Source organism: uncultured Paenalcaligenes sp., assembly GCF_947630565.1.
In the GTDB taxonomy this organism is placed as follows: Bacteria; Pseudomonadota; Gammaproteobacteria; order Burkholderiales; family Burkholderiaceae_B; genus Paenalcaligenes; species Paenalcaligenes faecalis.
The window spans coordinates 37,079-49,556 of sequence record NZ_CANRIC010000008.1; the positions used below are offsets into that span (position 1 = coordinate 37,079).

13 protein-coding genes are annotated in these 12,478 nt (G+C 46.2%); 6 read left to right on the forward strand and 7 right to left on the reverse strand.

Going from position 1 to position 12,478, the window contains the following annotated elements:
- Window positions 1-77 precede the first annotated feature (77 nt).
- The 3 genes from lldR to dld are packed head-to-tail and all read left to right on the forward strand — an operon-like array spanning window position 78 to window position 3,750.
- Window positions 78-851, forward strand: a complete 774-nt coding sequence (gene lldR, locus Q0Z62_RS03075) for a transcriptional regulator LldR (RefSeq protein ID WP_298050664.1) — start codon at window positions 78-80, stop codon at window positions 849-851.
- Window positions 848-1,987 (forward strand): FMN-dependent L-lactate dehydrogenase LldD, encoded by a 1,140-nt coding sequence (gene lldD / locus Q0Z62_RS03080; RefSeq protein ID WP_298050667.1) that lies wholly within the window; start codon window positions 848-850, stop codon window positions 1,985-1,987. The genes lldR and lldD overlap by 4 nt, the downstream gene beginning before the upstream one ends.
- Before the next feature lie 2 nt (window positions 1,988-1,989).
- Complete coding sequence (dld, locus tag Q0Z62_RS03085) at window positions 1,990-3,750, forward strand: D-lactate dehydrogenase (RefSeq protein WP_298050670.1); 1,761 nt, start codon at window positions 1,990-1,992, stop codon at window positions 3,748-3,750.
- Between the two features lie 94 nt (window positions 3,751-3,844).
- Here the strand turns inward: dld and gltA are convergent, their stop codons facing one another.
- The 7 genes from gltA to Q0Z62_RS03120 form a co-directional block, all read right to left on the reverse strand.
- Window positions 3,845-5,137 carry a citrate synthase gene (gene gltA, locus Q0Z62_RS03090; RefSeq protein WP_269900219.1) on the reverse strand — a complete coding sequence of 431 codons (1,293 nt, stop codon included), beginning with the start codon at window positions 5,135-5,137 and terminating at the stop codon, window positions 3,845-3,847.
- Window positions 5,138-5,157: 20 nt separating this feature from the next.
- Complete coding sequence (locus Q0Z62_RS03095; RefSeq protein WP_269900220.1) at window positions 5,158-5,418, reverse strand: succinate dehydrogenase assembly factor 2; 261 nt, start codon at window positions 5,416-5,418, stop codon at window positions 5,158-5,160.
- Between the two features lie 9 nt (window positions 5,419-5,427).
- On the reverse strand, window positions 5,428-6,141 hold the full coding sequence (locus Q0Z62_RS03100; RefSeq protein WP_269900221.1) for a succinate dehydrogenase iron-sulfur subunit: 714 nt from the start codon (window positions 6,139-6,141) through the stop codon (window positions 5,428-5,430).
- A gap of 12 nt (window positions 6,142-6,153) precedes the next feature.
- On the reverse strand, window positions 6,154-7,935 hold the full coding sequence (gene sdhA / locus Q0Z62_RS03105) for a succinate dehydrogenase flavoprotein subunit (RefSeq protein WP_269900222.1): 1,782 nt from the start codon (window positions 7,933-7,935) through the stop codon (window positions 6,154-6,156).
- 2 nt (window positions 7,936-7,937) lie between these two features.
- Window positions 7,938-8,321, reverse strand: coding sequence for a succinate dehydrogenase, hydrophobic membrane anchor protein (gene sdhD, locus Q0Z62_RS03110; RefSeq protein WP_269900223.1), 384 nt, complete (start codon window positions 8,319-8,321; stop codon window positions 7,938-7,940).
- Window positions 8,321-8,734, reverse strand: coding sequence for a succinate dehydrogenase, cytochrome b556 subunit (sdhC, locus tag Q0Z62_RS03115; RefSeq protein WP_269900224.1), 414 nt, complete (start codon window positions 8,732-8,734; stop codon window positions 8,321-8,323). Before sdhC ends, sdhD begins: the two co-directional genes overlap by 1 nt.
- A gap of 108 nt (window positions 8,735-8,842) precedes the next feature.
- A complete protein-coding gene (locus tag Q0Z62_RS03120) occupies window positions 8,843-9,595 on the reverse strand; it encodes a GntR family transcriptional regulator (protein ID WP_269900225.1) in 753 nt (250 codons plus the stop codon).
- A 225-nt stretch (window positions 9,596-9,820) separates the two neighbouring features.
- Between Q0Z62_RS03120 and Q0Z62_RS03125 the strand changes: the two genes are divergently transcribed.
- The 3 genes from Q0Z62_RS03125 (at window position 9,821) to Q0Z62_RS03135 (ending at window position 12,421) form a co-directional block, all read left to right on the forward strand.
- A complete protein-coding gene (locus Q0Z62_RS03125; RefSeq protein WP_269900226.1) occupies window positions 9,821-10,810 on the forward strand; it encodes a malate dehydrogenase in 990 nt (329 codons plus the stop codon).
- Window positions 10,811-10,948: 138 nt separating this feature from the next.
- Window positions 10,949-12,097 (forward strand): 2-methylcitrate synthase, encoded by a 1,149-nt coding sequence (gene prpC / locus Q0Z62_RS03130; RefSeq protein WP_298050683.1) that lies wholly within the window; start codon window positions 10,949-10,951, stop codon window positions 12,095-12,097.
- 48 nt (window positions 12,098-12,145) lie between these two features.
- The gene (locus Q0Z62_RS03135) at window positions 12,146-12,421 is read left to right on the forward strand and encodes a GNAT family N-acetyltransferase (protein ID WP_298050687.1); all 276 of its coding nucleotides are present in this window, start codon (window positions 12,146-12,148) and stop codon (window positions 12,419-12,421) included.
- Window positions 12,422-12,478: the final 57 nt, after the last annotated feature.

Below are 12,478 nucleotides of genomic sequence, written 5' to 3' on the forward strand. Positions count from 1 at the left end.
ACCTGCCTTTTTTCTTCCATTAAAGTAGCAAATATGGCAAACTGGTAATACCACTTGATGGTTATGGACTTATTACAATGCAAAAACCATCTACTCGTTTATCTGATCAAATAGCTGAACGTATTCAACAGCTCATTCAAGAACACACAATGCAACCCGGTGATCGTCTTCCTTCTGAGCGTGATTTGGCTGAGTTATTTGGCGTCTCTAGGCCACCCATTCGGGAGGCTATTCGTATGCTAGCCAGTCAAGGGCTACTGATGACAAAACGGGGGGGCGGCACCTATGTGCAAACTAATGATCTGAACTGGCCCACACAAACTATGGCCCCGTTAGGCGAGCTCATGAGTTCCGACCCGTTCTATCGTTACGATGTCCTAGAAGCTCGTCATGCCTTAGAGAGCAGTACGGCATGGCATGCAGCACAACGTGCCACGCAACAAGATAAAGATCATATCCAGCGCTGTTTTGACAATATGCTGGAGCACCAAAAAAGTGGTGATGCCGATTTATCAGCAAAAGCCGATGCCCGCTTTCATTTAGCCATTGCCGAGGCCTCTCATAACGTCGTGCTTTTGCAGGTCATGCAAGGACTATTTAAACTCGTTCTCTCTACGGTCGAGGAAAATCGTCGCACTATGTTTAGATTTAATGATCCCAAAACGATTGAACAACTCACTGCTCAACATGAGGCCTTAATGCACGCTATTTTTGAGGGCGACTCTCAAAAAGCCAGTCAAGCCATAGGTCACCATTTAAATTATGTTGATCAAAATATTCGTGCTGCCGATGAGGACGAAGCTCGACGTCAGCGCTCTAACCGTTTTCCCATTCTTCCGCCTATATTATGATTATTTCTGCCTCCACGGATTACCGTCTAGCCGCTAAAAAACGTCTGCCGCCTTTCTTATTTCATTATATTGATGGTGGTGCTTACGCTGAACATACATTACGACGTAATGTAGACGATCTGGCGAAGGTTGCCTTACGCCAGCGGGTGCTGAAAGACATGTCGACGCTTGATTTGCGCACTGAGCTATTCAATGAAAAGCTCAATATGCCAGTCGTCTTAGCTCCTGTAGGTTTAACGGGCATGTATGCCCGCCGTGGAGAGGTGCAAGCAGCACAAGCCGCTGACCAATTTGGTATCCCCTTTACGATGTCAAGCGTATCGGTATGCCCTATTGAGGAAGTGACCCCGGCGATACAGCGCCCCATGTGGTTTCAGCTGTATGTGCTTAAAGACCGAGGTTTCATGAAAAATGTGCTGGAACGGGCTCAAGCAGCCGGTTGCTCCACCTTGGTTTTCACCGTGGATATGCCTATCCCTGGAGCCCGCTATCGTGATGCCCACTCTGGAATGAGTGGGCCTAATGCGGCCTTTCGTCGTTACTTACAGGCTATCACACACCCTCGTTGGGCTTGGGATGTAGGCTTACATGGTAAACCTCATGATCTGGGTAATGTCTCTCATTATTTTGGTGAACCCATTAAGCTCCAAGATTACATGGGATGGCTAGGAAATAACTTCGACCCCTCCATTTCATGGAAAGACTTAGAATGGATACGTGATTTTTGGCAAGGCCCCATGGTAATTAAAGGCATACTAGACGCCGAAGACGCCAAAGATGCGGTGCGATTTGGCGCGGATGGCATCGTGGTTTCAAATCATGGTGGTCGTCAACTGGATGGTGTTCTCTCTACAACTCGTGCCTTGCCGGCGATCGCCGATGCCGTTAAATCAGATCTAAAAATACTTGTAGACTCAGGCATTCGTAATGGTCTGGACATTGTACGTATGCTGGCTTTAGGCGCCGATGCCGTCATGCTAGGACGAGCCTATATCTATGCACTCGCTACATCGGGTGGCGCTGGAGTAAGCCACTTACTCCACTTATTAGAAAAAGAAATGCGCGTCGCCATGACCCTAACGGCCACTCGCCGAATCGCAGACATTACGACGGACTGCTTAGTAAAGGATAAATAACCATGTGGGATCAGTCAGCTCCTCAAAATACGGCTTTGCTAACTTTATTGAAAAAAACAGTAGGAACTAAACACGTTCTCACTCACGATCAGCAAACTAGACGTTTCCGTAAAGGGCATCGGTATGGCGAGGGTCCTGTACTCGCTGTGATTCAGCCTGCAAATTTGGTCGAACAATGGCGTGTTTTAAAGGCCTGCATTAACGCTGACTGTATTGTTATTATGCAAGCTGCCAATACTGGCTTAACGGGTGGGTCCACTCCTTTTGGGACTGACTACGATCGCCCTGTCGTTTTAATCAATACGCAACGCATGAATGGAATCCAAGTCATCAATCAAGGAGAGCAAGTGGTTTGTCTTCCTGGTGCAACCTTGGATCAATTAGAAAAAAAACTAAAACCATTTAATCGAGAGCCACACTCTGTTATTGGCTCATCTTGCATTGGCGCTTCAGTATTAGGAGGTGTCTGCAATAACTCAGGGGGAGCTCTAGTACGCAGAGGCCCAGCCTATACTGAGTTAGCTCTCTACGCACAAGTCCGAGAAGACGGGCAACTACACTTAGTGAATCACTTGGGTATCCGCTTAGGAGAAGACCCTGAAACCATTTTACAGCGCTTAGAAAATGGGGATTACAGCACCACAGACATTGAGCAACCACAAAACAAGGTGGCTTCTGACCCCACTTATGCGCAAGTAGTGCGCGAGGTAGATGCCGACACCCCAGCACGCTTTAATGCCAATCCAGATTTGCTTTTTGAGGCCTCTGGCTCTGCCGGAAAATTGTGCTTATTTGCCGTTCGCCTAGACACCTTCCCCTCTGAGTCCAGTCAAGTTTTTTATATAGGCACCAATCGCGCTGAAGATTTAACTGCTATACGTCGCCACCTACTTACCGAACTACCTAAACTCCCCATTGCTGGTGAATATATTCATAGAACAGCATTTGAGATTGGAGAAAAATACGGCAAAGATACGTTTTTAATTATTGATAAATTTGGTACAGCGAAAGTACCAGCCGCTTTTGCATTAAAAAATCGTGTGGATGGCTTTTTAGAAGGTTTTGGTTTGTATGGTATTAGCGACAAAATACTACAAGCCTGCACCGCACTATTGCCTCATCATTTACCCGCTTTTATGCGTGATTATAGAGATCGCTTTGAGCACCATCTAGTGCTACGAGTTGCTGACGATACCGCCATTCAAACACTTGAATTCTTGAAAAGTTATTTCTTACAACATCCTTCTGGCGCTGTACATCAATGCACTGCGACCGAAGGCAGCAAAGCCTTTTTGCATCGTTTTGCCATCGCTGGGGCTGCTATACGCTATAAAAACGCGCATCGTGATCAAGTTGAAGATATTGTGGCTCTAGACATTGCCCTGCGTCGCAATGATCGGGATTGGGTAGAACAACTGCCTGCAGACTTAGAACAAAAAACCATCCATAAACTCTATTACGGTCATTTTTTCTGTCACGTATTTCATCAGGACTATATCGTCAAAAAAGGCGTAGACCCTTTAGCTTATGAGCACCGTATGTGGGACCTATTAGACGAACGAAAAGCCGAATACCCTGCCGAGCATAATGTAGGGCATTTATATATCGCAAAACCGGCATTGGCTGAGTTCTATCAACAGCTAGACCCAACCAATAGTTTCAACCCAGGTATAGGCCACACCTCTAAACTCAAAGCCTGGGGTTATTGCTGTGAGGAGCATCAAGGTATGCCCTCCACGTATGGTGTTTTAAACAAGGATTAACACCTACACCTAATCACACACTTAGGTTCTCTAAAATCACCACGCATTAAAAAACCCACCTTAAAGGGTGGGTTCAATCTAGCGCAATGCGTGATTACATATTGCGTACTGCTGCACCAGTGTACAACTGGCGAGGACGACCGATCTTGTAGTCAGGATCAGAAATCATTTCATCCCACTGAGCGATCCAGCCTACTGTACGAGCCAATGCAAAAATACATGTGAACAACTCGGTTGGGATACCAATCGCGCGCTGAACAATACCAGAGTAGAAGTCTACGTTCGGGTAGAGTTTACGCTCAACAAAATAAGGATCTTCAAGCGCAATACGCTCTAATTCCATTGCTAACTTGAATAAAGGATCGTTCTCTAGACCTAATGCCTCTAGAACTTCTTTACATGTTTCTTGCATCAATTTAGCGCGTGGATCGTAGTTTTTGTAAACACGGTGACCAAAGCCCATCAAGCGCACGCCTGAATTTTTGTCTTTGACCTTTTCCATGAATTCGCCAACCTTAGCCACACCGCCTTGTGCCTGAATGCTCTCTAGCATATTCAAACATGCTTCGTTAGCACCACCATGAGCAGGGCCCCACAAACAAGCCACACCTGCGGAAATAGCAGCGTATGGGTTTGTACCAGAAGAACCACATAAGCGAACCGTTGATGTGGACGCGTTTTGCTCGTGATCGGCATGCAAAATAAAGATGCGATCTAAAGCACGCTCTACGACTTCGTTAACTTTGTAGTCTTCGCAAGGTGTACCGAACATCATACGCAGGAAGTTACCTGTGTAAGACAAATCGTTTTTCGGGTACATAAAGGGTTGACCAATGCCGTGTTTATAGGCCATTGCTACCAATGTAGGCATCTTAGCAATCAAACGAATAGCCGAAATACGACGATGCTCTGGGTTTGTGATGTCTGTGGAGTCGTGATAGAACGCCGACATACCACCCACCATACCTGTCAAAATAGCCATTGGGTGAGCATCAGCACGGAAGCCACGCATAAAGCCATGCATTTGCTCTTTAACCATGGTGTGCTGCATCACTACACTATCAAACTCTTTTTTCTGCTCGGGAGTGGGTAACTCGCCGTTTAGAATTAAGTAGCTTACCTCGAGGAAATCGCAATTTTTAGCGAGATTATCAATCGGGTAACCGCGATATAGCAACTGACCTTTATCACCATCAATATACGTAATGGCGGACTCGGTAGAGGCCGTAGCCATAAAACCCGGGTCATAGGTAAACATCCCTGTTTGGCCATAGAGTTTACGAATATCGATAACATCTGGGCCAATGGTTCCTTTGTATACAGGAAGCTCTATTGCAGGGGTATCGTCTGAAAACGACAGTGTCGCTTTTTTATCTGACAGTTCCATTTTGCTTTTTTCCTTAAAAGTCACAGCGATCGCATAATTGCGACCAAACGATGAATATCGGGGCTGTCGTACTCGCCCTGCGGCTCAGAACGGGCTAACAACACATCCAAAAGATCATGATCGCCCATTAAAAACAGGCGATCCAAAGCGCTGACGTCAACGTCAGTTAGCTCCGCTTCGTATTTATCCAAAAACCGCGTCACAATTAAATCGTTTTCTAGTAAACCGCGGCGTGCGCGCCAACGCAGGCGGGCACGTTCTAACTGAGTTAACGTTCTCATTACAAGCCCTTAGACGGTACGACGTACCAACATTTCCTTGATCTTACCGATCGCGTGTGATGGGTTTAGCCCCTTAGGACACACGTCTGTACAGTTCATGATGGTATGACAGCGGAATAGTCGGTATGGGTCTTCAAGGTTATCTAAACGTGAACCCGTAGCCTCATCACGGGAGTCCGCAATAAAACGGTACGCCTGTAATAAACCTGCAGGACCCACGAACTTGTCCGGATTCCACCAGAAAGAAGGACAAGAGGTAGAACAACAAGCACACAAAATACACTCGTAAAGACCATCTAGTTCTTCACGGGCTTCGGGTGTCTGTAGACGCTCTTTTTCAGGTGGCGGCGTATCATTGATCAAGTACGGTTTCACCGAATGGTATTGATCAAAGAAGTGCGTCATATCCACGATAAGATCTCGCACTACAGGTAAACCTGGTAACGGACGTAAAACAATAGGCTGTTTTAGATCATTTAGGTTTGTAGTACAGGCCAAACCGTTTTTACCATTGATGTTCATGGCATCAGAACCACACACACCTTCGCGGCATGAACGACGAATAGATAGACTGTCATCTACGTCATTTTTGATGCGAACAATGGCGTCCAATAACATTTTGTCAGTGGGCTGAAGCTCGACCTCTAGCTTTTGCATGTAAGGACGTTCATCCTTATCGGGGTCGTAGCGATAAATTTCAAATTTAACTATACGTTTGCTCATCGTAATACCTGCTTAGAAAGTGCGTGGCTGTGGAGCGATGGATTTAGCTGAAATAGGCTCCATCTGAACGGCTTTGTAGCGTAGCTCGCTGCCCTCAGAGAACCATACAGAGTGTTTCAACCAGTTATCATCATCGCGCTCAGGGTGATCATTTAGGGCATGGGCACCACGACTTTCTGTGCGATTTGCTGCAGATTTTGTCGTTGCACGAGCCACTTCGATCATGTTGGCGACCTCTAGAGCCTCAACGCGAGCGGTGTTGAAAATTTTTGATTTATCTTGGAAGTAGATTTCATTAACTTCAGGCGCAATTTCCTCGATAAGGTGTTCGCCTTTTTTGAGTAAATCCAAGGTACGGAACACACCACAGTGAGCCTGCATAGTCTGACGGATTTTCTCTGCGACCTCTTGGGAGCGCTGGCCAGAAGTACGGGACTCTAGGGCATTGACTCGATCCATAGATTGCTGGATAGACCATTCAGGGATGTCATCATGGCTATGAACTTTCTCTGGGTGAGAGTTCACAATGTGATTACCTGCGGCACGACCAAATACAATTAAATCAAGTAAGGAGTTTGTGCCTAAACGGTTAGCACCGTGTACGTTTGTAGCAGCACACTCACCAATTGCGTACAAGTTATTAACTAATTTGTAATTGCCGTCGGCATCCAATGTACGCACCTGACCATTGTAGTTGGTAGGAATACCACCCATCTGATAGTGAATAGTAGGTACAACTGGGATTGGGTCTTTAATGGGGTCTACGTTTGCGAATTTCATTGCAATTTCGCGAATTGATGGCAAACGTTTGTTAATCGTGTCGGCACCGAGGTGATCGAGTTTTAAGACCACATAGTTCCCATCAGGACCACAACCACGACCCTCTTTAATTTCTTGGTCCATCGAACGTGATACGAAGTCACGCGGCGCCAAGTCTTTTAAGTTAGGAGCATAGCGTTCCATGAAGCGCTCACCGTCTTTGTTCAGCAAGATACCACCCTCGCCACGAACACCCTCGGTAATTAATACACCAGCACCGGCTACGCCTGTGGGGTGAAACTGCCAGAATTCCATGTCTTGTAGAGGAATCCCTGCGCGGGCAGCCATACCTAAGCCATCACCTGTATTGATAAAGGCATTCGTAGATGCAGCCCAAATACGGCCCGCTCCACCTGTGGCCAATACAGTACGTTTGGCTTCAAGGATGAAAATCTCGCCCGTTTCCATTTCTAGGGCGGTCACTCCCAACACATCACCGGCTTCGTTGCGTAGTAAATCCAATGCCATCCATTCGACAAAGAAGTTTGTACGTGCAGCAACGTTACGTTGATATAGGGTATGCAACATCGCATGACCTGTACGGTCAGCAGCAGCACAGGCACGCTGCACTGGTTTTTCACCATTATTTGCAGTGTGTCCACCAAATGGACGTTGGTAGATCGTACCGTCAGGGTTACGGTCAAAAGGCATACCAAAGTGCTCTAGCTCATACACGGCATTCGGTGCTTCGCGACACATAAATTCAATGGCGTCTTGGTCACCCAACCAGTCAGACCCTTTAACGGTATCGTACATATGCCAGTACCAGTGGTCTTCGCTCATGTTACCTAGAGAGGCACTCACCCCCCCCTGAGCCGCTACGGTATGAGAACGCGTAGGGAACACTTTAGATAAAACAGCTACAGACAGACCGGCTTCGGCCAACTGCAAAGAACAGCGCATACCGGCACCGCCGGCGCCAACTACCACCACATCAAACTGGCGGCGTGGTAAAGAAGTTTTAATAGCAGCCACGGTTACAGGCTCCAGATAATTTGTGCAAAATAAATAATAGAACCAACGAGCCACAAACCAGTGAAGGCTTGGAGGGCTAGGCGAACGCCTGTTGATTTAACGTAATCCATCCAAATGTCGCGCACACCAATCCATGCGTGCCAAGCTAAAGACATAAAGAATAATGTTGCTAATAATTGGCCCACAGGCATCACACCAAAGGCTTTAAAAGCAAATAAATTACGCCACCCTTCGTAGTTGAGTTCAGGCGTAAATAAAACACCCAATAACAACACCAAGGTATAAATAATCATGAGAACAGCGGTGACTCGCTGCATGATGAAATCCATCGTGCCGTAATGAGCACCGACGACTAAACGTTTTGTTCCAATACGTTCTTCAGCCATTACAACACCCCGAATAATTTAAGAGCAAATACCGCTGTTAAACCTAAGCTAATAACCAATACTGAGATAGCGGTTTTATTTGCTGTGTATTTATCGTTGCCTTTACCCAAATCTAGAGCTAGGTAACGAATACCCGCACAGAAGTGATGTAAATAGCCCCAAACTAAAGCCAACACCACAATTTTCACCATGGGATTACCGAAGACAGAGCTAAGTGCAGCAAAGCCTGCCGGTGAGCTTAAGCTCATGGCGAAAAGGGGTAGGATAATAAGTGGCAAACTGAGAAACAATAACGCACCACTAATGCGGTGCAAGATCGACGTTCTAGCAGCCAATGGCATACGGTATGACAATATCTGCGGCACGCTGACATTGCGATACTGCGGGCGCTGCTTTTTGGCGGTATCAGACATTTAGGCCTCGAAGTAAAAAATAAAACTGTGTTACAACAAATCAAAACAAGTCGTCTTTGCTATTTTCGCCTATTTAGGGAAATTACGCATGAAGACAAGCCAATCATTTTAGTTTAGGCTATTCCTATAGTGGAAGTGATCCGTAATATATAAGCCTTGGCGAACCTCCATTGGGCGTTCACCATAAGTATAAGCAACCCTTTCAACCTGTAACAACGGTGTTCCAACCGCTACCTGAAGTCGTTGTGCGGATGTTTCTGAAGCGGCCACAGCGCGGATACTTTCATCTGCACGGACCATACTTACACCAAATTGCCCCTCAAACCAGGCATATAACGGCTCACGATTTTGCATTACAGCCTCTGAACTCAAGCCTTTAAACACCTGAGCAGGTAACCAAATCGTATCTAAAATGGTGGGTTTACCATCAAAAGACAAAACACGTTGAATCGTAATAACAGTGTCCACGGTGCGTAATGACAATAACGACGCGATCTCGGGGGGCGCTTTAACACGTTCACAAGAGATGATCTCGCTGCGGCTTGTGGGCTGATGCCCATCATCAGGTGTTAATCGCAAAAAACGATAACGAACTTTGGCTTCGTTATGAGTGGATACAAAAGTGCCCTTGCCCTGACGCCGTATCAATAAATTATCGGCGGCCAATTCGTCTATGGCTTTACGAACCGTGCCTTGGCTAACCTGAAAACGCGCTGCTAAATCAAACTCACTGGGAATCGACTCGCCTGGCTTCCATTCGCCTTGATCCAAGCTTTGAAGCAGGAGCGCTTTAATCTGCTGATAGAGCGGACTATAAGCGGTACTGCGCTCGGGGGAGTGACCAGAAGAAGACTCAGACATAATGAACAATAAGCCAATGCAATCGATACATGTATTTTTAGATAGCGATAGATAAAAAGAAGTAGGTGATATTTTGGCATGCAATGGCCATTCTGTCTAACACTCTTATGTCTTATATAAGATATAAGAAATTTGACGTACAATTCAGGTTGGTCTAGGGTTTAAAAAGCATTAAACTCATTATTATTGCAGTACCCTGTTTTCCAACAATTGGAGTCAACACTCATGAGCAAACCCGCAATGCGCGTGGCCGTTACTGGCGCCGCTGGTCAAATCGGTTACGCATTACTATTTCGCATTGCTTCTGGCGAAATGCTAGGCAAAGATCAGCCTGTAATTCTACAGTTGCTTGAAATCCCTGATGAAAAAGCCCAAAAAGCGCTACAAGGCGTAATGATGGAACTGGACGATTGTGCCTTTCCATTACTTCAAGGCATGACAGCCCACAGTGATGCACGCGATGCGTTTAAAGATGCTGATGTTGCATTGTTAGTTGGCGCCCGTCCTCGTGGCCCAGGCATGGAGCGTAAAGACCTATTGGCTGTTAATGCCAAAATCTTTACTGAGCAAGGCAAAGCCCTTAATGATGTAGCTAGCCGTGACGTCAAAGTCTTGGTTGTAGGTAACCCAGCTAACACCAATGCCTACATCGCGATGAAATCAGCACCGGACCTACCCGCAAAGAACTTCACCGCTATGTTGCGTTTGGACCATAACCGCGCCTTGTCTCAACTAGCGGACAAAGCCGACATCGCTGTCGCTGATATCGAAAAATTGGTCGTATGGGGAAATCACTCTCCAACCATGTACCCAGATATTCGCTTTGCGACTGTAAATGGCGCTAGCTTAAAAGACAAAATCAATGATGACGCATGGAACAAAGACACCTTTATTCCTACCGTTGGTAAGCGCGGTGCCGCTATTATTGAAGCGCGTGGCCTATCCTCTGCTGCCTCTGCTGCTAACGCTGCTATTGATCATGTACGCGACTGGGTACTCGGCTCAAACGGCAAATGGGTCACCATGGGTATTCCTTCTGATGGTTCCTACGGCATTCCTGAAGGCATTATCTACGGTTTCCCTGTTACCACTGAAAACGGTGAGTACAAAATGGTAGAAGGTCTAGAAATCGACGAGTTCTCTCGTGAGCGCATGGACTTCACTCTCAACGAGTTACTCGAAGAGCGCGAAGGCGTAAAAGATTTACTTGCCTAAGCTACAACTAAAGCCCGATTGAATCGGGCTTTTTTTTCGTCTCGCTTTTCTATACGATAAGATCATACCTTTATAAAAGAATAACACTGCAGTATTTGCTCTTTTCATTTTCCCGATGACTCTCAAGGAGGAGACCTCATGAGTACACCCGAAAATACCCCTCGCACTAAAAAATCGGTTGCCCTATCCGGCATAGTCGCAGGTAACACATCACTCAGTGCTGTTGGCTCCAGTGGTAACGCCCTCTTTTATCGCGGTTATGACATTCTTGATCTCGCTCCCGCTTGTGAGTTCGAAGAAATTGCCTACTTATTAATTTATGGCAAGCTGCCCAATCCCAACGAACTAAGCAATTACAAAATAAAATTAGCCGCTTTACGAGGCTTACCTAATGACTTACAACGGGTTTTAGAAAGCCTACCAGCTGCCAGTCACCCGATGGATGTAATGCGTACTGCGGTTTCCGTGCTGGGCTGTGTTCTACCTGAAAAAGACGACCAGCCATTAGCGGGTGCGCGTGATATTGCCGATCGACTCTTAGCCTCTTTAGGTTCTGCACTGCTGTATTGGTACCACTTTAGTCATCGTGGCGAAATGATTGATGTACAAACCGATGATGACAATATGGCAGAGCATTTTTTACGCTTATTACATCAAAAAACCCCAAGTAAAGAATGGGTACATGCAATGAATGTCTCCATGAACCTGTACGCCGAACACGAGTTCAATGCCTCTACATTCACGAGTCGCGTTATTACAGGCACTGGCTCCGATATGTACTCCGCCATTAGTGGTGCAATTGGTGCGTTACGTGGCCCTAAACATGGCGGTGCGAACGAGGTCGCTCTTGAAATTCAGCAACGCTATAACAGTGCTGATGACGCAGAAAAAGATATTTTTGCTCGTGTGCATAACAAAGAGGTCATTATTGGCTTTGGTCATCCCGTCTACACGGTGTCAGACCCACGCAATCAAGTCATTAAAGAGGTAGCTCAAAAATTATCCAGTAAAGCCCAAAGCCCTGTGTTGTTTGATGTCGCTGAGCGCATCGAAACCGTAATGTGGAATGAGAAAAAGATGTTCCCGAACTTGGACTGGTATGCCGCAGTGGCCTATCATCGTATGGGAGTCCCCACCTCTATGTTCACACCACTTTTTGTGATTGCACGTACAGCTGGCTGGGCCGCCCACATTCTTGAGCAACGCTCAGATGGGAAAATCATTCGTCCTACCGCTAACTACACGGGACCAGAGCCACGCGCTTTTGTCCCAATAAGTCAGCGTTAATCGCATCCACAAGGCAGCTTTGGCTGCCTCTTTTTAAATAGGTGATACATGGCATTAGCAATTCAAAACAACAAAGAAGCCTCACGCTTTGAATACCATGAAAATGGTTTGCTTTGTCAGCTGGATTACGAATTAAGTGGCAATGTAATGGCCATCACTCATACCATCGTCCCCAAAGATCTAGGTGGGCGCGGTATTGCAGGTGAGCTGACCGAAGCCGCTTTTTCTTTCGCTAAAGAAAACAAGTTAAAAATCAAACCCGTATGTAGTTATACTGCAACGTATTTCAAACGCCACCCCGAACATCAAGACTTACACGTCTAAACAGTCTTATGTCTTATATAAGACTGTTGCTTAGCGCTACAGTTACTCTTACAATAG